Origin of the sequence: Methylobacterium gnaphalii, from assembly GCF_007992215.1 — a bacterium.
Taxonomy (GTDB): Bacteria; Pseudomonadota; Alphaproteobacteria; order Rhizobiales; family Beijerinckiaceae; genus Methylobacterium; species Methylobacterium gnaphalii.
The window spans coordinates 257771-281330 of record NZ_BJZV01000001.1; the positions used below are offsets into that span (position 1 = coordinate 257771).

27 protein-coding genes are annotated in these 23560 nt (G+C 66.3%); 8 read left to right on the forward strand and 19 right to left on the reverse strand.

What is annotated here, in order from left to right:
• Positions 1-13 precede the first annotated feature (13 nt).
• The gene (locus tag MGN01_RS01160; RefSeq protein WP_147044734.1) at positions 14-628 is read left to right on the forward strand and encodes a DUF4126 domain-containing protein; all 615 of its coding nucleotides are present in this window, start codon (positions 14-16) and stop codon (positions 626-628) included.
• A 10-nt stretch (positions 629-638) separates the two neighbouring features.
• Here the strand turns inward: MGN01_RS01160 and moaA are convergent, their stop codons facing one another.
• Positions 639-1673 carry a GTP 3',8-cyclase MoaA gene (moaA, locus tag MGN01_RS01165; RefSeq protein ID WP_147044735.1) on the reverse strand — a complete coding sequence of 345 codons (1035 nt, stop codon included), beginning with the start codon at positions 1671-1673 and terminating at the stop codon, positions 639-641.
• Between the two features lie 134 nt (positions 1674-1807).
• On the opposite strand from moaA, the gene MGN01_RS01170 reads away from it, so the two are divergent.
• Positions 1808-2230 (forward strand): gamma-butyrobetaine hydroxylase family protein, encoded by a 423-nt coding sequence (locus tag MGN01_RS01170; protein ID WP_147044736.1) that lies wholly within the window; start codon positions 1808-1810, stop codon positions 2228-2230.
• Positions 2231-2639: 409 nt separating this feature from the next.
• Here MGN01_RS01170 and MGN01_RS01180 read toward each other — a convergent pair whose 3' ends face one another.
• The 4 genes from MGN01_RS01180 to MGN01_RS01195 all read right to left on the reverse strand — a co-directional run bounded on the left by MGN01_RS01180 (position 2640) and on the right by MGN01_RS01195 (position 5344).
• Complete coding sequence (locus tag MGN01_RS01180; protein WP_147044738.1) at positions 2640-3368, reverse strand: TetR/AcrR family transcriptional regulator; 729 nt, start codon at positions 3366-3368, stop codon at positions 2640-2642.
• 77 nt (positions 3369-3445) lie between these two features.
• On the reverse strand, positions 3446-4285 hold the full coding sequence (proC, locus tag MGN01_RS01185; protein ID WP_280178526.1) for a pyrroline-5-carboxylate reductase: 840 nt from the start codon (positions 4283-4285) through the stop codon (positions 3446-3448).
• Positions 4282-4788, reverse strand: a complete 507-nt coding sequence (locus MGN01_RS01190) for a type III secretion system chaperone family protein (protein ID WP_147044739.1) — start codon at positions 4786-4788, stop codon at positions 4282-4284. The genes proC and MGN01_RS01190 overlap by 4 nt, the downstream gene beginning before the upstream one ends.
• Positions 4789-5062: 274 nt before the next feature.
• Positions 5063-5344, reverse strand: a complete 282-nt coding sequence (locus tag MGN01_RS01195; protein WP_147044740.1) for an accessory factor UbiK family protein — start codon at positions 5342-5344, stop codon at positions 5063-5065.
• A 234-nt stretch (positions 5345-5578) separates the two neighbouring features.
• On the opposite strand from MGN01_RS01195, the gene MGN01_RS01200 reads away from it, so the two are divergent.
• From MGN01_RS01200 to MGN01_RS01215, 4 genes are all read left to right on the forward strand, one after another.
• Entirely contained in the window at positions 5579-6310 is a 732-nt protein-coding gene (locus tag MGN01_RS01200; protein ID WP_147044741.1) for a response regulator, read from the forward strand.
• A complete protein-coding gene (locus tag MGN01_RS01205; RefSeq protein ID WP_147044742.1) occupies positions 6307-7758 on the forward strand; it encodes an ATP-binding protein in 1452 nt (483 codons plus the stop codon). The genes MGN01_RS01200 and MGN01_RS01205 overlap by 4 nt, the downstream gene beginning before the upstream one ends.
• Before the next feature lie 87 nt (positions 7759-7845).
• Positions 7846-9147, forward strand: a complete 1302-nt coding sequence (locus tag MGN01_RS01210) for an HlyC/CorC family transporter (RefSeq protein WP_147044743.1) — start codon at positions 7846-7848, stop codon at positions 9145-9147.
• Positions 9148-9654: 507 nt separating this feature from the next.
• Complete coding sequence (locus MGN01_RS01215) at positions 9655-10137, forward strand: MarR family winged helix-turn-helix transcriptional regulator (RefSeq protein WP_147044744.1); 483 nt, start codon at positions 9655-9657, stop codon at positions 10135-10137.
• A 94-nt stretch (positions 10138-10231) separates the two neighbouring features.
• Here MGN01_RS01215 and MGN01_RS01220 read toward each other — a convergent pair whose 3' ends face one another.
• Complete coding sequence (locus tag MGN01_RS01220; RefSeq protein WP_147044745.1) at positions 10232-10591, reverse strand: c-type cytochrome; 360 nt, start codon at positions 10589-10591, stop codon at positions 10232-10234.
• 307 nt (positions 10592-10898) lie between these two features.
• On the opposite strand from MGN01_RS01220, the gene MGN01_RS01225 reads away from it, so the two are divergent.
• Positions 10899-12332: an FAD-linked oxidase C-terminal domain-containing protein gene (locus MGN01_RS01225; protein WP_147044746.1), complete on the forward strand. Its 1434-nt coding sequence runs from the start codon at positions 10899-10901 to the stop codon at positions 12330-12332.
• A gap of 3 nt (positions 12333-12335) precedes the next feature.
• Here MGN01_RS01225 and MGN01_RS01230 read toward each other — a convergent pair whose 3' ends face one another.
• The 5 genes from MGN01_RS01230 to MGN01_RS01250 form a co-directional block, all read right to left on the reverse strand.
• Positions 12336-13142, reverse strand: coding sequence for a 23S rRNA (adenine(2030)-N(6))-methyltransferase RlmJ (locus MGN01_RS01230; RefSeq protein ID WP_238257902.1), 807 nt, complete (start codon positions 13140-13142; stop codon positions 12336-12338).
• 65 nt (positions 13143-13207) lie between these two features.
• Positions 13208-13651: a cupin domain-containing protein gene (locus tag MGN01_RS01235; protein ID WP_147044748.1), complete on the reverse strand. Its 444-nt coding sequence runs from the start codon at positions 13649-13651 to the stop codon at positions 13208-13210.
• Positions 13652-13733: 82 nt separating this feature from the next.
• Positions 13734-14408: a ribonuclease T2 family protein gene (locus tag MGN01_RS01240; protein WP_147044749.1), complete on the reverse strand. Its 675-nt coding sequence runs from the start codon at positions 14406-14408 to the stop codon at positions 13734-13736.
• On the reverse strand, positions 14408-14818 hold the full coding sequence (locus MGN01_RS01245; RefSeq protein ID WP_373319175.1) for a hypothetical protein: 411 nt from the start codon (positions 14816-14818) through the stop codon (positions 14408-14410). Before MGN01_RS01245 ends, MGN01_RS01240 begins: the two co-directional genes overlap by 1 nt.
• A 201-nt stretch (positions 14819-15019) precedes the next feature.
• Complete coding sequence (locus tag MGN01_RS01250; RefSeq protein WP_147044751.1) at positions 15020-15967, reverse strand: extensin-like domain-containing protein; 948 nt, start codon at positions 15965-15967, stop codon at positions 15020-15022.
• Positions 15968-16080: 113 nt separating this feature from the next.
• On the opposite strand from MGN01_RS01250, the gene MGN01_RS01255 reads away from it, so the two are divergent.
• Positions 16081-17319 carry an amidase gene (locus tag MGN01_RS01255; protein WP_147044752.1) on the forward strand — a complete coding sequence of 413 codons (1239 nt, stop codon included), beginning with the start codon at positions 16081-16083 and terminating at the stop codon, positions 17317-17319.
• Between the two features lie 7 nt (positions 17320-17326).
• Here the strand turns inward: MGN01_RS01255 and MGN01_RS01260 are convergent, their stop codons facing one another.
• From MGN01_RS01260 to MGN01_RS01295, 8 genes are all read right to left on the reverse strand, one after another.
• Complete coding sequence (locus tag MGN01_RS01260) at positions 17327-17653, reverse strand: hypothetical protein (protein ID WP_147044753.1); 327 nt, start codon at positions 17651-17653, stop codon at positions 17327-17329.
• On the reverse strand, positions 17650-17901 hold the full coding sequence (locus MGN01_RS01265; RefSeq protein ID WP_147044754.1) for a hypothetical protein: 252 nt from the start codon (positions 17899-17901) through the stop codon (positions 17650-17652). Before MGN01_RS01265 ends, MGN01_RS01260 begins: the two co-directional genes overlap by 4 nt.
• 169 nt (positions 17902-18070) lie before the next feature.
• Positions 18071-18736, reverse strand: a complete 666-nt coding sequence (locus MGN01_RS01270; protein ID WP_307725948.1) for a M15 family metallopeptidase — start codon at positions 18734-18736, stop codon at positions 18071-18073.
• Positions 18733-19167 (reverse strand): EamA family transporter, encoded by a 435-nt coding sequence (locus tag MGN01_RS01275; RefSeq protein WP_147044755.1) that lies wholly within the window; start codon positions 19165-19167, stop codon positions 18733-18735. Before MGN01_RS01275 ends, MGN01_RS01270 begins: the two co-directional genes overlap by 4 nt.
• Before the next feature lie 9 nt (positions 19168-19176).
• Positions 19177-19548: a fluoride efflux transporter CrcB gene (gene crcB, locus MGN01_RS01280; RefSeq protein ID WP_174804540.1), complete on the reverse strand. Its 372-nt coding sequence runs from the start codon at positions 19546-19548 to the stop codon at positions 19177-19179.
• A 128-nt stretch (positions 19549-19676) separates the two neighbouring features.
• A complete protein-coding gene (locus MGN01_RS01285; RefSeq protein WP_147044757.1) occupies positions 19677-21932 on the reverse strand; it encodes a xanthine dehydrogenase family protein molybdopterin-binding subunit in 2256 nt (751 codons plus the stop codon).
• Positions 21933-21943: 11 nt separating this feature from the next.
• Entirely contained in the window at positions 21944-22957 is a 1014-nt protein-coding gene (locus MGN01_RS01290; RefSeq protein ID WP_147044758.1) for an FAD binding domain-containing protein, read from the reverse strand.
• Positions 22954-23478 carry a (2Fe-2S)-binding protein gene (locus tag MGN01_RS01295; protein ID WP_147044759.1) on the reverse strand — a complete coding sequence of 175 codons (525 nt, stop codon included), beginning with the start codon at positions 23476-23478 and terminating at the stop codon, positions 22954-22956. The genes MGN01_RS01290 and MGN01_RS01295 overlap by 4 nt, the downstream gene beginning before the upstream one ends.
• Positions 23479-23560: the final 82 nt, after the last annotated feature.

A 23560-nucleotide genomic window follows, 5' to 3' on the forward strand; every position in this document is an offset into this window, starting at 1 on the left:
CGAGGGACGACCAATGGGTGCCCCGGAACTGATCGGATTGGGCGCCAGCATCGGCCTGCTGTCCGGCTGGCGGATCTACCTCTGCACCTTCGCGCTCGGCCTTGCGATGCATTACGGCTGGGTCCAACTGCCCCAGCACCTGCACGCCCTCAATGTGCTGGCGAGCCCGACCATCATCGGTATCTCGGCCGTCGGCTTGGTCGCCGAGTTCTTTGCGGACAAGATCCCCTGGCTGGATTCGCTCTGGGACGGCATCCACACCTTCATCCGGCCGATCGGCGGCGCACTGCTCGCAACGGCGGTGATCGACCCCCAGGACCCGACCTGGCAGATCGCCAGCCTACTGCTCGGCGGCAGCGCCGCCCTGCTCACGCATGGTGTGAAGGCGGGCGCGCGCGCCGTCGCCAATACCAGCCCCGAACCCTTTTCGAATATCGGCCTCTCCCTCGGCGAGGACGTCACGACGACGGGATTGCTGCTCGCCGTTCTCGTCCATCCGGCCGCCGCGGCAACCATCGCCGGGCTCATCGCCCTGGCCGCGGTGGCAGCGATTGTCGTGCTCTGGCGCCTTTTGCGCCGAGTCTCTGTGAAGCGCGATCGGAAGCCGACTCAGCCAGCGATGCGGTGAAAGCAGGGGTTCAGCCGCCCGTCACGCTCATGTGACGCGGCACGGCAGCGGGGCGTGCCCGCTCGATGACGAAGTCGTGGCCCTTGGGCTTGCGGGCGATGGCATCGATCACCGCCTGCCGTAGCAGATCGTCATCCGGCGATGCACGCAGGGGCGCCCGCAGATCCGCCGAATCCTCCTGGCCGAGGCAGAGGTAGAGCTGGCCGGTGCAGGTGAGCCGCACCCGGTTGCAGCCCTCGCAGAAATTGTGGGTGAGCGGCGTGATGAAGCCGAGCCGGCCGCCGGTCTCCTCGACCTTCACGTAGCGGGCTGGGCCGCCGGTGCGATGGGCGAGCGGGGTCAGCGTGAACTGCTCTTCCAACTGCTCGCGAGCAACGGAGAGTGGCAGGAACTGATCGGTGCGGTCGCCGTCGATCTCGCCGAGCGGCATCACCTCGATCAGGGTCATGTCCATGCCGAGCCCGTGGGCCCAGCGGATCATGTCCGGAATCTCGTGCTCGTTCACGCCCTTCAGCGCGACGGCGTTGATCTTCACCTTGATGCCGGCCTTGCGCGCAGCCTCGACACCGGCGAGCACCGTCGGCAGATCGCCGCGCCGGGTGATCTCCTTGAACTTGTCCGCGTCGAGCGTGTCGAGCGAGACGTTCACGCGTCGAATGCCGAGATCGGCCAGCTCCGGCGCGAAGCGGCCGAGCTGCGAGCCGTTGGTGGTCAGCGTCAACTCGTCGAGGGCGCCGCTGTCGAGGTGGCGCGAGAGCCGGCGGAAGAGCTGCATGATGTCGCGGCGGACCAGCGGCTCGCCGCCGGTGATGCGCAGCTTGCGCACGCCGCGCTCGACGAAAACGTTGCAGACACGGTCGAGCTCTTCGAGGCTCAGCAGGTCGCGCTTGGGCAGGAACTGCATGTTCTCCGCCATGCAGTAGCTGCAGCGAAAATCGCAGCGATCAGTGACCGAGATGCGCAGGTAGGTGATCGCACGGCCGAACGGATCGACCAAAGTCGATGGGCGCATCGGCAAGGGAGCGTCGTCGCGAACGGCCCACATGTTCGTCTCGGAACTCGGCTCTGAAACAGGGCGGGGTGCTTTATCGGCTGACAGATCCAGCATCTGTATTCATATGAGGGCTTAGCCCCTATCGAGCAAGCACACGGGGCGCATCGCCACGGCGTGAGGACAACATGAGCGAGCGCTGGCCTACCGAGATCCGCCTGCTCGGCGACAAGCGCATCTTGCGCGTCGCCTTCGAGGATGGCGGACGCTTCGATCTCCCGGCCGAGTATCTGCGGGTGTCGAGCCCATCGGCCGAGGTTCAGGGACACTCTCCGGCCGAGCGCAAGATCATCGGCGGCAAACGCGGCGTAGCGATCCTCGCTGTCGAGCCCATCGGCAACTACGCCGTGAAGCTCGCCTTCGACGATCGGCACGACACCGGCATCTTCGGTTGGGATTACCTCTACGATCTCGGCCGCGAGTACCGCACCCGCTGGAAAAATTATCTCGCCGAACTGGAAGAGCGTGGCCTCAGCCGGGACCGAGCCGCTTCCGTGCCCGTGGGGCAAGCGTCCGGCGGAGGTTGCGGCGACGGCTGCGGCTGCCACTGAAACGCATGTGTCGCATCGGCCACGCGGCTCCGGTGCAACAGCGCGCGAAGTCTTAACGATCGATAGCGCCGATCCGGCCTTTTTTCCGTTTCGTTAACGATTTCGGCCTGAGCTTGACCGTATAAAATACGGAGAAGGGAAGGCTCGACGCTCATGACACGTACTTCGCTCTTCGCTGCGCTCCTGATCTGTGGGGCCTCGCCCGCCCTAGCTCAGAGCGCCGACGCTCGCGCCGCCTGCGAACCGGACGTGTGGCGTCTCTGCGCCTCCCACATTCCGAGTGCGAGCGCGATCACCGCGTGCCTGCGCAGCCAGAGGACCAATTTGAGCCCCGCCTGCCGCACGGTCATGGATGGCGGCCACGCGAACCCCAACCGCCGACGCTCAGCCGAGGCACGCTGAACTCGACCTAGACGGCCGCTGCGGGATCCCCGTCGATCGTCGTCTCGTCGTCCGCGGTGCGACGGCGGTCGCGGCTCGGCCGCCGCTCGATCAACGCCCGGCCGATGGCGCGTAGCGGCGCGGTCAGTCGGCGGGCATCGTCGGCCCGTTCCATGAAGCGCTCGCCCTGGCGAATCTCCTTGTCGAGCCGCGCCATGGTGCGGGCGAGGGCCGGATCGTCGTCGTCGAGCCAGACCTGAACCACCCGCGTGAAGGCGATCACCGTGCCCTGCAGCTTCAGGCGCCCGAGTGGCCCCTCAGTGTCGATCCCGGCCGCGGCGAGCATGAAACGATGTGAGTTCAGGGCCACGCCGTTCAGCGCCGCGAGCGAGAGCAGGTCGCCACGCAGGGCGTACGAGATCCGACGCAGCGCCGTCTTGTAGGGCGCCATCGCGTCGAGGCGGCGCATCAGCACGTCGAAAAGGCGTTCACGCGTCGGCTCGTCCGCGAGGTCGGAGAAATCTCCGTCGAGCACCTTCGTGTCGATCAGCCGTGAAAGGCCGCCAAGCACTGCGCCTTTCGAGGGGAACAGGTCGCGGAACTCGGCGAGACTGATTCCGGCCTCGCGGGCGATGTCACCAATCTCGATGTCGTTCCAGGGCTGCTCGGCCGCGAGCCGCATCAGCGCCTCGACCACGGCCTCGCGGGGATTGGGCTTCTTCTTGGCCTTCGGCTTCGGATCGGGGGAAGAGTCCATGATCGCGCTCCGTTCGACAGGTCACGTCACATGTAGGGAGCGATCGGCCAACGTGCAGTCGAGCTGCAGTGTCGCGCTCAGCCTGCGAGCTCTCCGGCCCGGCGACGGGCCGCCTCGACCGCTTCCGTGAGCAGGTCGGGTAGGCCGCCCTCGCGCATCAGAACTGCGAGGGCTGCTGCCGTGGTGCCCCCGGGCGAGGTAACGTCGCGGCGCAGTTGGCCGGCCTCGACAGGGCTCGCCTCCAACAGGGCTCCGGCGCCGGCGACGGTGGCGCGAGCGAGCCGTGCTGCCATCTCGGTCGGCAGGCCGGCCCGTGTGCCGGCTTCGGCGAGGGCTTCGGCCAGCAGGAAGGCATAGGCCGGGCCGGAGCCGGACACGGCAGTCACCGCGTCGATCAGCTTTTCGTCCTCGACCCATTCGACGAGGCCCGAACAGGCAAGGAGCGCATCGGCGGTCGCGTGTTGGGCCGGCGTTACCGCCGCGCTTGCCACGGCGCCCGTCGCACCCCGGCCAATGCTCGCCGGCAGGTTCGGCATGGTGCGCACGAATGCATGCGTGCCGGGGAAGCGCTCCGCGAGGTTCGCGAGCGTCTTGCCCGCGAGGATGGACAGGACGAGCGTGTCGGGCCCGACGAGCGGTGCGAGGGAGGGCGCTGCCGCTTCGAGACCTTGCGGTTTGATCGCCACGACCAGGGTCTTGGCGACCGAACTCTTCGTCGGATTGAGAGCGACGCCCCGTTCGGCACAAAGTGCGGCGAGATCCGGCCCGACTTGCGGATCAATGACCGTCGTGGCGGCCGGGTTGAGGCCGCCGTCGAGCCATCCGCGCAGGAGCGCGCCGCCCATCTTGCCGGCGCCAACCAGGGTCAGCGAAGCCGGCAGGGCGTTTCTCGATACACTCGTCACAGGCGGGCTCACGCCTCGCCTTCGGTCTCGAAAAGCACGGCGTCCAGCGCCTCGCGTGCGTCCTTGCCGGCCCAGAGCACGAACTGGAAGGCCTGATAGTAGCGCTCACAGGCTTCAGCGGCCGATTTCATCAGCATCGCGCACTGGGCCTGCGTCGGCGCAATGCCGCCGGTCAGCAGCAGTGAGTGACGGAACATCACCACGTTGTCGTTCGACCAGAGATCGAAATGGCCGATCCAGAGCTGCTCGTTGAGCATCGCGATCAGCTTCGTCATCTCAGCCCGCCGGCGATCCGGCACCTTGAGATCGAAGGCGCAGGCTACGTGCAGGGCCTCGACATCCTCGATCCAGGTGAAGGCGACATGGTACTCGGTCCACTTTCCCTCGACCGTGACGGACATCTCGTCCGTCTCTGCCCGATCGAAGATCCAGTCGCGCAGGGAGGCCAGCCTCTCGACCACGTCGAGCGGATGCTCCGGCCGGTCAAGTTCCTCAATGATGTGCAGCTGGGTCATGGCGATCCAAATTGTCGATCCGTTCATGACCGATGAACGGTTCGGCGGTAAAGCAAAGGCCGCAGCGAATCCGAGAGCGTGCCAAGACGAAACCTGCGCAGCGACGCAGATTCGTTCGGAGATCAGCGGTCCGAGCGTTCGAGGAGTTGTTCTGTCAGGCGCGAATCAGTGCCTAAACGTTTATAGCCTGCGTTCGCTGCATCGTTCAAAGCGTCGTGACGGGATGAATGGTGGGCAACTTCTCTTTCCACCACTCGTTCCTGTGCAAAATTATTCAGGCGGATTCGGTGTTGCCGGCAGGACTCGCATTGGCGCCGAGCCGGGATTCCAGCGTGGCCACGCGGGCTTCGAGCGCCTCGTTGCGGCTGCGCAGAGCAGCGACGAGGTCGCGCAGGACGTCGACTTCCTCGCGCGACGCGATGTCCATGTCGCGGATCAGGCGCTCGACCTGAGCCTTGAACACGGTCTCGGCCTCACGGCGCACGCCCTGCGCGGCGCCGGCTGCATCCGTGAAGATCCGTGCGACGTCGTCGAAGAGACGGTTCGAACCCTGCATCGTCGTTCCTTGGATCTGTCGGTTGCGACGCGCGGGTTCCCCGCGAATCGCTCTCTCCTCGACATAGGAATCCCCGGGAGTCCCGGCAATCGCCCGTCGCCGGACCGATGCGGGTTTCAGGGGATGAAGTCGAGCTGCACCGCGAAACATCGCGTTACAAAGATTGTGTAGCCGCGCTCTACGAACCGGCGGCATCAATGCGCATACTGTCATGCATCACGATTGACTGCCGCCATGACGACGCCTGCCAGCACGACCACTCCCCACATCCTGGTCGTCGAAGACGACCGCGAGATCAGTGCGCTGATCGCGCGCTACCTCCGCGGGAACGAATGCCGCGTCAGCCTCGCGGTGGACGGGCGCGAGATGGACCGCGTGCTGGCAGAATCACGCATCGATCTCGTCGTGCTCGACCTGATGCTGCCGGGGGAAGACGGCCTCAGCCTGTGCCGGCGCCTGCGCAGCTCCTCCGACCTGCCGATCCTGATGCTCACCGCCAAATCCGAGGAGATCGACCGGATCATCGGGTTAGAGACGGGCGCCGACGACTATCTCGCCAAGCCCTTCAACCCGCGCGAGTTGCTGGCTCGCATCCGCGCGATCCTGCGGCGGGGTAACGGCGCCGAGCGCGCGGAGGTGGAGGAGGCCCGGCGCCTGCATTTTCACGGCTGGACGCTCGACACCGGGCTACGACAGGTGCTCAGCCCGGAAGGCGCGCGCATCGCCATCACGGGAGCCGAGTTCGACCTGCTGCACGCCCTCTGTCTGCGGCCGGGGCGCGTGCTCTCCCGTGATCAACTGCTCGACCTGACGCAGGGGCGCAGCGCCGGCCCGTTCGAGCGCAGCATCGACGTACTCGTCAGCCGCATCCGCCAGAAGCTCGAACAGGATCCGCGCAATCCCGAGATCATCCGCACGATCCGTTCCGGCGGCTACCTCTTCGCGCCGGAGGTGACACGCTCATGAGCACGGGTACCACAGCCGCCGCTCCGGTCGCCGCGCGAGCCGCGCCCGTGGTGAAAGGCTCTCGCCGCTACTGGCCGCGGCCAAAAAGCATCGCCGGACAGCTTGCGTTGCTCGTCGTCGCGGCAATCGTCGCCGCACACGTGGCCGCAGCTGTGGCCCTCTTCGCGTTGCGCGAGCCCTGGCGCGCCGAGACACGCCCGGGCGTTGCCGCCAACCGGCTCGCCGTGATTGCCCGCCTGCTCGACGAGACCGCACCGAATGAGCGTGACGCAATCCTCACAGCGGCCAGACGAAGTGTGCCGAGCCTGCGCCTCGAGGCTTGGCAGGGCACGCCGCCCGCCGTCGAGAGCGAGTGGCTGCGCGAGCGCCCGATCATTGGACGCCTGCGCGACGCCTTCGGGCGGGAACTTGCCATTGCCAATCTCGCGCCCGACGCCAGCCCTGAGGAGCCCCCGGTCCTGCATGTCGGGCTGCGCACGCCTGCCGGGGCGCAGCTTCAGGCGACGCTGCCGGACGATGCGCTCGAGCCGCCCAAGCGCGGTGCCATCATCTTCACCTTCCTGTTCCTTGCGACCACGCTGACGCTGCTCACCGTCTGGGCTACCCGCGCCCTGACGGCGCCGCTCGCCCAGCTTGCCGGCGCAGCCGAGGCCTTCGGCACCAGCCGGGTACCATTGCCCCTCCCGCGCCGGGGACCGGACGAGGTGCTGGCGCTCGCCGGAGCCCTCGACCGGATGCGGGCTCGCGTGAACCGCCTGATCGACGATCGCACGCAGATGCTCGCAGCGATCAGCCATGACCTGCGCACGCCGATCACCCGTCTGCGGCTGCGCGCCGAGTTCATCGACGACGAGCAGGCCCGCGAGCGCACACTGCGCGACCTTGATCAGATGAACGCTCTGGTCGAGGCGGCCCTTGCCTATGCCCGCGACGAGCGCGTTGCCGAGAACCGCTCGGCGGCGGAGAAGCCGTTGATCGACATAGCTTCCTTGGTCCAGACAGTGTGCGACGACTACTCGGATACCGGCGCCGACGTGACTATGGAGCAGGCGCGGCACGTGCTGATCCGGGCGCATCCCGAGGATCTGGAGCGGGCCGTCAACAATCTCGTCGACAATGCGGTGAAATATGCCGGGTGCGCCCGGCTCTCGGTCTCGAAAAGCGCGAACGGCGTGGCGATCGAAGTGGCCGATGACGGCCCTGGCATCCCGGAAGCCGAGCGGCACGCCATGCTGCAGCCCTTCGTGCGCGGCGACCGCGCCCGGAACCTTAACGACGCCAGCGGCTTTGGCCTCGGCCTGTCAATCGTGCTTGCCATTGTCGAGGCGCATGACGGACGCCTGACACTGGAGAACAGGCCGGCAGGAGGCTTGAGCGCGCGCATCGAGCTGCCCAGCTCGCTGGCGGTACCCGGCGAGCGCGCTGCGCGGCAGCCCGAAGTCGCCTAGCAGAGCTTCTGTTTCGAGCCGGCCGCGCCGCTGCTAGAGGAAAAGCCGACGGCGCCCCCATGTGGGCCGCGGGAACGACCGAAATCCATGAACGACACTTCCGAGGTCTGGCTGGCAGCGAGCATCGTGGTGATCTCGCTGCTGCTCTCGGCGTTCTTTGCCGGGGCAGAGACCGCCTTCACCGCTGCGTCACGGGCACGGATGCTGTCCCTCGAGACGGGCGGTAATCGCCAGGCTGGACTCGTCAACCGCATCCTTGCAATGCGCGAGCGCTTCATCGGCGCGATGCTCATCGGCTATAACGTCGTCGCAATCGGCGCCTCTGCCTTCACCACGAACGTGCTCACCAGCCTCTTCGGCTCGAGCGGCGTGATCTACGCCACCGTCGCAATGTCGGTGCTCGTCATCGTTTTCGCCGAGGTGCTGCCGAAGACGCTCGCCATCAGCAATCCCGACCGGCTTGCCCTGTTGATGGCGCAACCCGTCGCCTTCGCTGTCGGCCTGCTTGGCCCTCTGGCGGTAGCGACCGAGGCGATCGTGCGCCTGATTCTCAAGCCCTTCGGCATCTCCATCGGCGCGCACGGCTCGATCTTGTCGGCGACAGAGGAAATCCGCGGGCAGGTGGCCTTGCTCCACCGCGAGGGCGGCGTCGAGAAGGCCGAGCGGGACATGCTCGGCGGCCTGCTCGACCTCAACGAGCTCACCGTCTCCGAGGTCATGGTCCACCGCACCAAGATGCGGACCATCAGTGCGGATCTGCCCTCGGAAGAAATTGTGCGCGAGGTGCTGGCCTCGCCGTATACGCGCATGCCGCTCTGGCGCGAGAAGCACGAAAACATCGTCGGCGTGCTTCACGCCAAGGACCTGCTGAGGGCGCTGGATGCGGCCGGCGGCGATCCGGCGAGCCTCAAGGTTGAGGAACTTGCGCTGGAGACTTGGTTCGTGCCGGATACGACCTCGTTGCGCGATCAGCTCAAGGCCTTCCTGGCACGCAAAACGCACTTCGCGCTCGCGGTCGATGAGTATGGCGAGGTGATGGGCCTCGTCACGCTCGAGGACATCCTCGAAGAAATCGTCGGCGATATCGCCGATGAGCATGACGTCACGATTTCGGGTGTCCGCCCCCAGCCGGACGGTTCGGTTACGGTCGATGGCGGCGTACCGATCCGCGACCTCAACCGGGCCATGGACTGGAACCTGCCGGACGAGGAGGCCACCACCATCGCCGGCCTCGTCATCCACGAGGCGCGGGCGATCCCCGATACGGGGACCACCTACAATTTCCACGGCTTCCGCTTCCAGGTGGTGCGCAAGGCCAAGAACCGGATCACGAGCTTGCGGATCTCACCCTTGCTTCCGGTACTGCCGAAGCCTGCTGGCGAAGAATAATCCACCGCCGTGACGGGTGCAGCGCCTGCGCGGTCTTCGCCGCGCATGAGTTGGACGAACTCCGAGCGATAGCCGATCGGGTCCGAACCGCGCGCAGCGGGCACAATCGTCAAGACGTTATCGAGCTTGGGCTCGCCATCCATGTGTCGCCGCGCAGGGTCTCGCCAAAGCCGGCGACGGTGGTGGCGAAGCGCGCATCCTCTCCGCTCTGTCGCACTCAGCGAGTCCCCGGCAAGGTTCGCGCACTCCTGATCAAGGGTCGGTAAGTCCCACACACCGCTGGGCTTGGGGTTGCGTGCACGATGGTCACACTCACCAAACGCGCATGGGTCCACTGATTGTGTGCGGCCCAATCATCCTTTAACAATGGGCGCTTAGCCGCCGATCATGTGCCGAAGCATCCCGTCCTCCGCTCTGGAGTTCGAGATGGCGAGCCGTTGGCATTGCTGCGGCAAGCTCGGGCGGGCGGCGCGTTCGCTCGGCCGGTATGGGATGAGGGCGACGAGAATGAGAAAGCCGGGCCGGGCCGACGACCCGCAACGATTGGACAATCAGCTCTGCTTCGCGGTGTATTCCGCAGCGCATGCCTTCGGCCGTGCCTACCGCGCTATGCTCAGCCACCACGACCTGACCTATCCGCAATACCTCGTTCTGCTCGTTCTCTGGGAGGAGGAAGGGCTGACGGTGAAGGATATCGGGACGAAGCTTTTTCTCGATTCCGGCACACTGACACCATTGCTCAAGCGCCTGGAGGCCGCCGGCCAGGTCCGCCGGGTGCGCGACAGGGCGGATGAGCGACAAGTCAGCATCTTCCTGACGGAGAAGGGGCGTAGTCTGAAAGGCAAGATGGAGTGCCTGCCGCTCGACGTCGGCGGTATGACCGGTCTCGACATGGAGGCCCGCCGAACCCTGCTCGAAACCCTGGCCGGGATGCGCGGTGAGCTGCACGAGCGCGCGAACTCAGATGCGACGGTGCGCGCTGCCGGCTGATCTAGGTCGAGACAAAAAAGAAGCCGCTCCGTAGAGCGGCTTCCCGATAACTGCAGCCCGCTGAATCGCTTCAGCGGTTTCGCAATCGCGATGTTTATTTCTGCGAGGCGAGATAGGCGATGATATCGTTGAGCTTCTTCTCGTCCTTGACGCCGGCATACATCATCTTGTTGCCCGGCACCTTCTTCTTCGGATCCGCGATCCACTCCTTCAAGGTCGCCTCGTCCCAGGTCAGACCCGAGTTCTTGAGCGCATCCGAGTAGCTGAAGCCCTCATGCGCGGCTGCCTTGCGGCCGACGACACCCTTGAGATCCGGGCCTGCGCCGTTCTTGCCGAACGCATGGCAGGCCTTGCAGGGTGCGAAGGCCTTCTCGCCGGCAGCGGCATCGCCTTCGGCATGGGCAGCAAGGGGAAGAAGCGCAGCGAACGCAACGCCGAGGATGAGATGACGCATCAAAATTCCTCCGTGTGAGCAGCAACGGCCGCTCTTGGGCTGGGATAAAGCCGCCCAGCTTTAGAACAGATAAAGACTGGAAGCGCTACCCAGGTTCCCGTCAGTTCGCAGCGAAAGCGTCGCTTTGGCATGGACTTCACGTGGGCTCGGTGACGATCTGGCGCGCGTGCGTGCCCGGCCGATTTCCGATAGGGTGCCGCTTCCGGCTTTGCTCACGCGGCGGCGGCGCCGGTGAAGCCGAGACGATGAGCGCGATGGCCGCCCGCGCGGCCTGAACCGCGCCGCCGAGCCAGGGAGGACATGCTGGATGTCGATCGCTTTCCCCACCCCGAACGCCGACATCCTCGCCCGCCGCGAGGCCATCATCGAGGGGCTGCGCCCGCTCGTCTCCCCCGAGGCTCTGGTGACGACCGAGGACGAGCGCCGGGTTTTCGAGTCCGACGGCCTCACCGCCTACCGCAAGATCCCGCTCGCAGTGGTGCTGCCGTCGACGACCGAAGAGGTCTCGGCGGTGATGGCCTATTGCCACCGCCAAGGCGTGCCAGTGGTCGCGCGGGGTGCCGGTACCTCGCTCGCCGGAGGAGCCATCGCGCAGGAGGATGCGGTCATCATCGGCGTGGGCAAGATGACTCGTGTGCTCGACATGGACTTCGCCAACCGCACGGCACGGGTCGAGGCCGGCATTACCAATCTGGCGATCTCCGGCGCAGTCAGCCACGAAGGCTTCTTCTACGCGCCCGATCCGTCGAGCCAACTCGCCTGCACCATCGCCGGCAACATCGCCATGAACTCGGGCGGTGCGCATTGCCTGAAATACGGCGTCACCACCAACAACCTGCTCGGCGTCACCCTGGTCACCAACGACGGCACCGTCGTCCAGATTGGCGGCGATCACCTCGACAGCGGCGGCTACGACCTGCTCGGGTTGATCTGCGGCTCGGAGGGCCAGCTTGGCATCGTCACGGAGGCGACCGTGCGCATCATCCGTGCGGCGGAGGGGGCCCGTCCGGTTCTCGTCGGTTTCTCGTCGGTAGACGACGCCGGCCGGTGCGTGGCCGCGATCATCGCCGCCGGCATCATCCCGGTGGCGATCGAGTACATGGACAAGGAAGCGATCCTGATCACGGAGGATTTCGCGCAGGCCGGCTATCCGCGCGATGCCGAGGCGATGCTGATCATCGAGGTCGAGGGCTGCGACGAGGAATGCGAGGATATCCTCGCGAGGATCGAGGCTATTGCGAAGGACTACCGGCCGACCAGCATCCGGGTCTCCAAGTCCGAAGCCGAGTCCGCCGCCATCTGGAAAGGCCGCAAGTCCGCCTTCGGCGCGACGGGCCGTATCTCCGACTACATCTGCATGGATGGTACCATTCCCACCGGCCAACTCGGCACAGTGCTGGAGCGGATTGGCGCGATCTGCGCCGGACACAACCTTCGCGTCGCCAACGTCTTCCATGCCGGCGACGGCAACCTGCACCCACTGATCCTGTTCGACATCAACACGCCCGGCGAGCTGCAGAAGGCGGAAGCCGCCGGCGACGAGATCCTGAAGCTCTGTGTCGAGGTCGGCGGCTGCCTCACCGGCGAGCACGGCGTCGGCATCGAGAAGCGCGAGCTGATGCCGTTTCAGTATACCCGCGAGGATCTTGAGCAGCAGATGCGGGTGCGCAACGTGTTCGATCCGGCCTGGCTGATGAATCCGGCCAAGGTGTTTCCGCTGGAAGGGCGGGTGGCAGCCTGAGGCTCAGGCCTCGCGGCCGAGCCGGTCGCAGCGAAACGCCCCGTATCCCCCGCGTGCCAGGCGCTCGGCGAGCGCCGGCAGGAACAGATCGGCCTCAGCCGCGAGCATCCAAGGTGGGTTGATCACGACGAGGCCGGTGCCGTGCAGGCGGGTCTCGTCATCAGGCCGGTCGATCATCAGGTCGATGCGCAGCGCCGGCCGATCCAGCGCGCGATCAAGCGCCGCGATCATTTGGTCGATCGCGGCAACGTCCTTGATCGGATACCAGCCGAGGAAGATCCCCGTCGGCCATTTCCGGGCTGCTTTGAGCAGGCTCTGGCCGAGACGGTCGATCTCGCCGCGCTCTTCGTAAGGCGGATCGGTGAGGACGAGGCCGCGCCGCTCCGGCGGCGGGATCATCGCGCCGAGCGCCGTCCAGCCGTCGAGATGCAGCACCTTGGTGCGACTGTCGCTTCGGCAGCGATCGGCCAGCGTGGCTGCGTCTGCCGGGTGCAGCTCGACGAAGACGCCCTTGTCGCCGCTGCGCAGGAACTCGCGGATCAATGCCGGTGAGCCGGGATAGATCGTCGGCCCATGGCGCTCGCGAACCGCCGAGACGGCCGCGCGATAAGGCGCGAGCAGCGCCTCCACCGCGTCAGAGAACCGCGCGTCGAGCCGGCCCCAACCCTCAAGCCACTCGCCCGTCCGGCCGGCCTCGTCAGCGGTCAGATCGTAGAGCCCGAGCCCTGCATGGGTGTCGATGGCGCGGAATGGCTTGTCCTTCGCGGCAAGGTGCACGAGCACGCGCGTGAGCACGAGGTGCTTCAGCACGTCCGCGAAGTTGCCGGCGTGGAAGGCATGGCGGTAGTTCAGGGCTTCGATCTCCAGACGTGGCCTCAGTCCTCGGCCGCGCCCGAGAACGGATCGGGCCGAATGGCATCGAGCTCGGGCATGAGCACGACGCTCTCCTGCTCGTTCGGATCGGTCCGGGCAATCACGGCGATGCAGGGCGCGTCGGCGCTGGGATTGTAGGGCAGGTGCGGCACGCCGGCCGGGATGTAGAAGAAGTTGCCCGGCTGGACCATGGCGTGCTCCTCGAGCGCATCCCCATACCAGCAGCCCGATACGCCGCTCAGCGCGTAGATCGCGGTCTCGTGCGCCTCGTGCTTGTGTGCCTTTGCCTTAGCCAGCGGCGGGATGGTGACGAGTTGGAGGTGGATGCCTTTGGCACCGACGCTCTCTGCCGAGATGCCGACGGCGTAGTCGAGTCCTTGCTTGCCGGTGAAGGCTGCGCCGGCCTGGACGAGGCGGCAGCTCGAATGATTGGGCGAGCTGGTCATGGTGTGATCCTCGATCGCGCACGGCCGGGGCCGTCGGATCGAGCCCTAACCGGCTTCGCGCCAGAACGGCAACTGGCCCGGATCAGCGCGCCGCGTCGATCTCGACCTCACCACCACGGCAGCCCTGGCGCGCCACGGTCGGACAGCTCACGAAGCCCTTGAGATCCTTGTCGAAGCAGATCCGAACTTCTTCGAGCTGACTGCGCTTGCAGGTCACCGCCATCATGTCGGTGCGTAGGCCCTGGTTCGCCTCCACGAATTGCCGCGCGATCTCGAGCGGCGCGACGCGCTGGCTGGAATTCGGCTTGCGGAAGGCTTCCGGAATGGTCACGGCCTGTCGCGCCTGTTTCACGGCCTTGAAATAGGCGACCGGGTCGAGGCCCGAGCAGGTGCCGTGGGTCTTCCATTCGTGTCGGGCGAGCCCGGCGCTCGGCATGATCTCGCCGGCCACCGACAGGGCGTCGCGGGTCAGCGGACGCGGGAAGGCGCCGCAATTCGAGGGGAAGCCGCGGGTGTATTGCGGCCAGAGGCCGTGCACGACGAAGCCGAGGCCGCGTCCGGGCGAGCATTGTCCGTCCGCATCGCGCGAGGCGCCCGGGCCGGCGCAGTAGCTCGGGGACCAGGACAGCGCGAGCACGTAGAAATCGAAAGAGCCGGGCGTTCCACCTGCGCCGCGGCCCCGGAATCCTCCGTAATCTTGAGCCTGCGCGCCCGTCGCGGCGAAGAATGCGAGGAGCGCGAGGCCGAGAAGACGCATCAGGGGCGGGCCATCCGGCAGGCGGTGGAATAGGCGTAGGCCAGGTTCCGGTCGAGGCCGTGCACGCAATAATCGACGCCCCAGGTGGCGCTGATGAAGCCGAGGCTCTCGCGCACTGAGTAGTCGATCCGCCGGCGCACGCCGTCTGAGGTCGTCGCCACCGCCGAGCAGAAGCGGCGCGGGATGAAGTCGACGCCATAGGGGCGCCAGGCGGTTCGGCTGATGGAGTCGTAGGACGAGATGGTCAGGGTGGTGTTCCAGTACTTCGCCTCCTTCTCGGCGAACTTGCTGGAAATCTCCTCGAGCACGGCCGTGTCCTGGCAGCCGGGAATGTTGGCGTCGTAGGGGAAGACCTGCTCTTCAGCCGGCGAGATCTCCTCGCGGGCGGAGCGGGCCGAGGCAGGCTGCATCGCCTGAAGCGCGAGCAAGCCCAGGGTGAGAGCGGTGTAGGCTAGTGGCTTGCGCATCGCGTCGTACAATCGCTTCTGCGGGATCAGATCGTTGTCCCGAACGATGGCCTCCCGCGGGGGCAAGTCAAGCTTGCGCGCCCCGCGCCACACGTTTTTGCGCCAGCTGGGGAGTCAGAGGCACACCCGCCAGAGGCCGGCCAGTCAGTAGATCGAGTGCGCGGACGACTCGACGTCGAAGGAGGAAGGCTCGTCAGCCTCCATCGCGGCCGCTCCCAAACGGGAGGGCGGTGCGGCGGCGTAGGCCGAGCGCGGTGAGGGCGCACGGGCGTACTGGGAGGCACTGCCACGCGATGAGGCCGCGCCGTAGGGCTCGTCCGTTTCCTGGTCGATCGGTGCCTGGGGCGGTGCCGGCTGGCGGACGGGTGGCCGCGGGCTAGCGAATTGGCGTGGCTGGCCGTTGGCGCCGATCTGCGGCTCGAACTTCAGTAGGGGCTTGCAGATCCGGCGCAGGCCACGCGGGTCGTGCCGGGCGAGATCGACGTGGATGTGGTCGTAGTGGAAGACGTTCGAGCCCGGCGCGAGAACGGTGGTGAAGCGGGCGCAGGCCCCGGTGAAGACCTCGCGCAGGAAGGCTTGCTCGGCCTCGGTGCCGCGCCAGCCACCCTTCACCGTGATGACGTGGTCGTCGGCGAGCTTGAAAGACATGATGTCGATGGCATTGCCGTAGGAATGCTCCGACAGCTTGGCGCCGACCTGATTGTTCTGGCCGCGGCAGGAATAGGTTCCAGCGTTGATCTCTGTCACCGGCACGCCGAAATACAGGTTCGCCGCTGGCTGGATCGTGTCGGCGAGCCAAGCCTCGGTTTCGGCCAGGGCGGAGCAGCCGAGGGTCATGCGCTGCTTGAGGGCGACGCTGCCGTTTCCGAGCCGCGTGATCTTGAACGGTTGCTGGATGCCGCAGGGGCCGGGACCGTCGATCTCCTTGCCGAGCGAGACATAGGCCGTTGGTTGAACCAGCCCGCGGGCAATGCACATGCTCTCGGCCTTGTCGCGCCAGGGCGCACGGGCCTCGAACCGGTTGACGGCGCAACCGGCCAGCCCGGCGAGGAACACCGCCGGAATCGAGAATGCGAGTACGATACGCCACATGGTCGCGACAATGCGAAGGCTCGCGTAAACGAGCCGCTAACATTGCCGCCAGTCAGCTGTGGCGGTGGTGGACAAGTGTTGACAGCGACCGTCGGGCCTCCAGAACGATTGCCATGCTTTCCCTGACCGAACTCCGCACGCGCATCAACGAAGGCCGGCTCGCGCCCCGACAAGCTGTGGCCGAGGTGCAGGCGGCTATCGCCGAGCGCGATCCCATCATCGGCGCGATCGTCAGCAGCGATCCGGAGCCGATCGTGCCGGAGGAGGGGCCGCTCGCCGGCATCGCCGTCGGCATCAAGGACATCATCGATACAGCGCACCTGCCGACGCAGATGGGCTCGCCGATCTATCGGGGCTGGCAGCCGAGGGCCGATGCGGCCATCGTCTCGAGGCTGCGGAGCCTCGGTGCGGTGCCCCTGGTGAAGACCGCAACGACCGCCTTCGCCGGTCTCGATCCGGCGGCAACCGTCAACCCGCACGACCATGGCCATACGCCGGGCGGCTCGTCTTCAGGGACTGCCGCCGCGGTTGCGGCCGGCATGCTGCCGCTGGCTCTCGGGACGCAGACCGGCGGCTCGGTGATCCGGCCGGCCGCTTTCTGCGGCGTCGCCGCGATCAAGGCTTCGTTCCGCCTGCTGCCGACGGTTGGGGTCAAGACCTTTTCATGGGCGCTCGACACGCTTGGCCTGTTCGGCGCATCGATCCCAGACATCGCCCGCGCGCTCGCGCTGATCGCTGACCGCCCGGAGATCGACCTCGCCGACGATGCGCCGCGCGCGTCCCGCATTGGCCTGTGCCTGCAGGGGTTTGCCGGAGAGGCGGACCCAGATGCTGCGGAGGCACTGTCGCGCGCCGCGCGCGCCGCTGAAGCGGCGGGCGCCATCGTCACGGATCTGACGCTGCCGGATGCCTTTGCGCGAGCCTGGGAACTGCACCCCATCATTCAGGATTTCGAAGCGCGCCAGGCGCTGGCCTGGGAATACGCAAACCACCGCGAGGCCCTGCCCATCCTGCTCGGGCCGCAACTCGATCGCGCGCAGGCGCTCACGGCCGCGCAATACGACGCGGCGCGGCGTGAAGCGCACCATGCCCGCCGCCAGCTCAAAGACGTTTTCGGAGAGTTCGACGCGATCCTGACCTACTCCGCCCCGGGTCGCGCGCCGCGCGGGCTTACCTCGACGGGAGACGCGCGCTTCAACCGGCTCTGGACCCTGATGGGTGTGCCCTGCGTGAACCTGCCGGTACCGGGCGATGGATTGCCGCTCGGAGTGCAGATCATCGCGCGGTTCGGTCGGGACGGGCAGGCGCTCGCCGTGGCGCGGTCGATCGAGACAGCGCTGGCTCGGGGTTGAGGGCCGGTTAGGCCCGGCCCGCGACTTCCATCTCGGCGAGATCCTCGACGGGCTGCTGCATCATAGCGGCGGCGAGCATGGCCTCCAGCACAATCAGGTCAGCCTCCGGATCGGGCTGCCAGCCGCAGCCGCAGCTCCCGCCGGGGCCGTGCGCGGCCGCGGTCTGGCGGTAGAGACGGCCGAGCGCGCGAGCCGCCGCTTCGAGCGCTGCCATCACCGGCATCGGCTCATTCTGCACGGTCCGCCAGAACGCACAGGTGAGCGCGCGCTCCAGCGACGATTGGCGGCAACGCTCCTCGGCGGGGCGAACCGCGATCGACGATCCGGCACTCAAAGTTTGTCTCCTCTGTCCGAGGCGGGATCTGCGTCGAGCATATCGAACAAGCCCAGGACGCCATTCAGTTGAAGGCCGATGGCGGATCCGTCCCACCACGCGATCCGCGCGCATTCTCTGATCGCGTCGAAGATCCGTGCCACTTCATCGTCGAGGCTGCCGAGGTCGAGGCGCCATGGCAGCGGCGCCGTCAGGGCCACAGAAGCACGGGATGGCTGAATATCGATCGGGCTGAACGCTTTCGACATGAGCGTTTTAGTGAACGAAGCTGTCAGTCTGATCAAGTCTTTGCAAAAATATTGGAAATACTAAAAATCAGCCAGTTTTGATTAGATCTGATCTGCAGAATTAGAAGAATTAAATATATCGCGGAAATGCGAAACGCTGCATTGGCTTGGCGCCGCGACCGGGTGGGCCTCAGCGCACGAGTTGGTCGAAGGCAGTGGTGGGATGAGGCTCGCCGGCCAGCGTGAAATGCCACCATTCCTGTGCGTAGGGCCGGAAGCCGGCACGAATCATCGCCGCGCGCAGGGTGCCGCGCGCCACCAGCTGCGCCGGGTCGAGACGCCGCCAGCCCGGCGCCGATTCCGGGCCGAACCAGTCGAAGGGTGTGCCCATATCGACCTCCCCGCGGTTGAGGCGCATCAGGGTGAGGTCGACCGTGGAGCCACGTGAATGTGCGGAGTGCGTCGCGATGTAGCCGAGCCGAAACAGGTCGCGCTTGTCGATGCGCGGATAGAACTCGGCCTTCATCCGGGTCTCGGCAGGATCGGCGGCCCAAGCCATGAAGTCGGCGACGGCGCGGGTCGGCCGGTAGCAGTCGAAAACCTTGAGGCCATAGCCGCGGCGGGCGAGATCGGCCTGCGCTCTGGCCAGTGCCCGTGCGGCCTGTCGCGTCAGCAGGCAGCGCGGCGCCTCATAGCCGGCGATCGGTCGGCCGACGAAGTTGTGCGAGCCGGCATAGCGCATCTCAACGCTGAGGCCCGGTACGATGCTGGCGGCGTCTACGAACGGACTGCCTGCCCGGGCCGACGACCACCCCGCACAAAGCGCTGCGAACAGAGTCAGCCACCTATTCATCATCGGTATGCCACCAGCACGGCACCAACCCCGATCAGCATGACGCCGAGCCAGTTCATGCCCGAGAGGCGCTCACCGAGGATGACCACGCCGAAGATCGCCACCAAAACGACGCTGAGCTTGTCGATCGGCGCGACGCGGCCGGCATCGCCGAGCGACAGCGCACGGAAGTAGCAGAGCCACGAGGCGCCCGTGGCAAGGCCCGACAGCACCAGGAACAGCGCGCTGCGCCCGGGGAGCTGGCCGAGGGCCTGGGTCTGCCCGGCTGCGACAACGATCGCGCCGGTGAGGAAAAGAATGACGACGGTGCGTACGAAGGTCGCCACATCGGAATCGACACCCGTGACACCGACTTTGGCCAGGATCGCTGTCAGGGCTGCAAATCCTGCCGAGAGTAGCGCCCAGAACCGCCAGGATTGCAGCAGGTCGACCATCGCCTTCGCTTACAGGATTTGGCGCATCAGCAGCAGACCGAGCGCGAGACCGCCGATCCCAACAATGAGCGAGGCGAGAACGTAGCCGAGCGCCGCAATCGTCTCCCCGCGCTCGAACAGCGCGAAGGTCTCGAGCGAGAAGGTCGAGAATGTGGTGAAACCGCCGAGAATGCCGGTTGCGATGAAGAGCCGGGCCTGCATGCTGCCGCCCCGCAGGGCGAACCAGCCGGTCACGAGCCCCATGACGATGGAGCCCACGACGTTGATCGTCAGAGTCCCCCAAGGGAAGCTCGATCCCAGACGAAATGCCATCATGTTCACGCCATGGCGCAGCACGCCGCCGATACCGGCACCGAGAAAGACGAGCAGGGGGTTCATCAGGGCAATCGACGATCGTTGCGGACCGGCAGGCGATAGCGTGCAGCGTCCGTCGGCCGCAATGCGGGCGCGTTGATCGCTTCGAAAGGAGAACCGGCAGCCGCATCGGCTGCCGGCTCGATCGCTGCATCCTAGCCGAGGATCTTGTCCACGGTGATCGGCAGATTCCGAATGCGCTTGCCGGTGGCGTGGTAGACGGCGTTGCCGATGGCCGCTGCCGTCCCGACGATGCCGATCTCGCCCAGCCCCTTCACACCGAGCGGATTGGCCATGTCCTCCTCATCCACGAAGATCACGTCGATATCGTAGATGTCGGCATGCGCCGGCACGTGATACTCGCCGAGATTGTGGTTCATGAAACGGCCGAGCCGGTGGTCGAGCATGGATTCCTCGTGCAGGGCTGAACCGATGCCCATCACGACGCCGCCGAGGATCTGGCTCCGCGCAGTCTTGGTGTTGAGAATCTTGCCGGCCGCGATCGCGGAGACGATGCGGGTGACGCGAATGCGCCCGAGTTCCTCGTCGACCTTCACCTCGGCGAAGATCGCCGAATGGGTATAGGCCTCGAACTGCTTCTTGAAATCCTTGTCGGGACTGGCGGTCTCGGTAGCTTCGAGCTTGTCGGTGCCGGTCGTCTTCAGGACATCGACGATGCCCACGCTCCGCGACGGATCGCCGGCGACCTCGATGCGCCCGTTGGTGAAGACCGCACGTTCGAAGTCGACGTTGGCGAGTGGGGAATCGGGCAGGCCGCGCGCCAGCTTGAACACTTGCTCGGCGATGGTCCGGCACGCCTTCATGACGGCGGTACCGGATGAGGCCGCCGTCCAGGATCCGCCAGCCACCGGGGCCTGCGCCAGTTCGGTGTCGCCGAGCTTGGTCGTGATGTGCTCGATCGGCAGCCCGAGCGTGTCGGCGGCGATCTGTGTCAGGATCGTGTAGGTACCGGTGCCGATGTCGCCGGTCGAGTTGCCGATCTCTAGCCGGCCGTCCGCCGTGAGTGTCGCCTGGGCGCTCGACTTCATCATCATCGATTCCCAGATGCCGCTCGCCATGCCCCAGCCGACGAGCTCCTTGCCGTCGCGCATCGAGCGCGGCTCGGGGCTCCGCTTCGACCACCCGAAGCGCTCTGCTCCCTCGCTGAAGCAGGATTTCAGTGCCTTCGACCCGAAGGGCTTGCCCTCAGTCTGGTCAGCCTCAGTGTAGTTCTTGAGACGCAGTTCGATCGGGTCGAGGCCCGTCGCGCAGGCCATCTCGTCCATCGCCGTCTCGATGGCGAAGACGCCGGAGACAGCGCCGGGCGCGCGCATGTCGCCGGGCGTGGGTGTGTCGAGCTTGACCAGCTTGTAGCTGAGCTTGACGTTGTCGCACTTGTAGAGGACGCCCGACCAGTTGACGACGACCTCCTGGTAATCCTCGTAGGTCGAGGTGCCCTGCACGGCGTCGTGCCGGATGGCCTGCAATCCGCCATTCTCATCGGCTCCGAGCGAGATGGTCTGCACCGCCTGCGAGCGGAAGGTGAAGCTCCACATCTGGTCGCGGGTGAGCGTGACCCGCACCGAGCGCTTCAGATCCTGCGCAGCGAGCATCGCCAGGAAAAGCTGATATTGCGGGCGCAGGCCCGAACCGAAACCGCCGCCGAGATAGGGATTGAGGCAGCGAACCTGCTCGGGCTTCAGGCCGAAGACGTTCGTCAAGTAGAGCTGCGTATTCGCGACGCCCTGGATCTTGTCGTAGACGGTGTAAGTGCCGTCGTCCTCGACGACCACTGTCGAGGCGTGCGGCTCCATCGGGTTGTGATGCTCGTCGGCAAGCCGGTACTGCCCCTCGACCCGGATCGGCGCCTTGCCGAAGGCTGCCTCGGCATCGCCTCGCGGCTCCGGCGGCGGCTTGATGCCCTCGCGTTCCATCGGTGGCTTGTAGGCGTCGCCGCTCAGGGCATCGATATCGGTTCGCGGTGGTTCGGCCTCGTACGCGACCGTCACAAGTGAGGCCGCATGGCGCGCCGTATCGAAATCCTCGGCCACGACGAGCGCGACCGGCTGGCCGGAGAAGACGATGGTCTCGTCGTAGAGGGCGCGGAACGGAGAGCCCGGCGGCGCCACCATGTCCTGATAGGCCTTCGACTGGCCCGCGACGCTCGGCCGGTTCTTGTGCGTGATCACCTTGAGTACGCCAGGCACCGCCTCTGCGGCGGCGGTATCGATCGACGTGATCCGGCCCCGAGCGATCGAACTCGAGACCACGTAACCGTGTGCGAGGTTCTCAGCCGAGAACTCACCGGCATATTTGGCGAGCCCGGTGACTTTGGCGGGGCCATCGACCCGGCTGACCGCACGACCGACGAAACGGTCTTCGCCGGCACCGGTGCTGAACTGCGTTGCCATGACGTGGCTCCTTACTGGATGCGCTTGTCGGACTGGGATTGCGGCGTGCCGGCAGCGGCCTGTTCGAGGCTGCGCACGATGGCGCGCCGGGCCAGCTCGATCTTGAAGCCGTTCTCGGATTGAGGCTTGGCCTCCGCCACGATTAGATCGGCGGCCGCCCGGAAGCTCTCGCGAGTCGCCGGCTTGCCCTGGAGCAGGGTCTCCGCCTCGACGTTGCGCCAGGGCTTATGCGCGACGCCGCCGAGAGCCACGCGTGCCGTCCGGATGATCTGCCCGTCGAGTTCGAGCGCGGCAGCCACCGAGACCAGGGCGAAGGCGTAGGAGAGCCGGTCCCGCAGCTTCAGATAGGTGTGGTGAGCCCCGTAATCCGTTGCCGGAAGGTCGACGGAGACGACGATCTCGCCGGGCTTGAGTGTGTTGTCCTTCGACGGGTCATCACCCGGCAGGCGATGATAATCGGCGAAGGCGATGGCGCGGTCGCCTTCAGGGCCCGACACTCGAACCGTCGCTTCCAGGGCTGCGAGCGCAACGCACATGTCGGACGGGTTGGTGGCGATGCAGGCCTCGCTCGCCCCGAAGATAGCATGGATGCGGTTCACGCCGCCGATCGCTGGGCATCCCGAGCCCGGCTCACGCTTATTGCAGGGCGTACCCTCATCGTAGAAGTAGTAGCAGCGCGTGCGCTGATTGAGGTTGCCGCCCGTGGAGGCGGCGTTGCGCAACTGGGCCGAGGCGCCGGCCAGGATCGCGCTCGCCAGGAGCGGATAGCGACGCTGGACCCGCGCGTCGTAGGCGAGATCGGCATTGCTCACGAGGGCGCCGATGCGCAGGCCGCCCTCGTGCTCCTCAATACTCTTCAGCGGCAGTCGGGTGATGTCGATGAGCCGGCCCGGCTTCTCGACGTTGTACTTCATGAGGTCGACGAGGTTAGTGCCGCCGGCGATGAAGCGGGCGCTCGGGTCGGTGCTCAGCGCCTTGATGGCATCCGCCACCGTATCCGCCCGGACATAGTCGAAGCGGTTCATCGGACGGCTCCCTGCTGCATGACCTCTTCGATCGCGTCGACGATGTTGGTGTAGGCGCCGCATCGGCAGAGATTGCCGCTCATCGCCTCACGGATCTCGTCGCGTGACTTGGCGTGACCCTCATTCATCAGGCCGACCGAGGAGCAGAGCTGGCCCGGCGTACAGTAGCCGCACTGGAAGGCATCGTGCTCGATGAAGGCTTCCTGGATCGGGTGCAGCGTGTTGGTGCCCTCGCGATGTGCCAGCGCCGCGAGCCCTTCGACGGTGGTGATCTCGGCGCCGTCCTTCATCACGGCGAGCGCCAGGCAGGAATTGATGCGGGTGCCGTTGACCAGCACGGTACAGGCGCCGCACTGGCCGTGGTCGCAGCCCTTCTTGGTGCCCGTGAGATCGAGGCGTTCGCGCAGGAGGTCGAGCAGCGTGGTCCAGGGCGCGACCTCGATCTCGCGTTTCTCGCCATTGATCGTCAGGGTGATGCCGATCCTGGCATGGGCTCCGGGCGAGCCGCTTTCGATGAGCATGGCAGTTTCCACGATGTCGGGCTGAATCGTCTCAACAACTGTTCCAATCTGACGCCGTTCCACTGGTGCTTTCGGCAGGGCC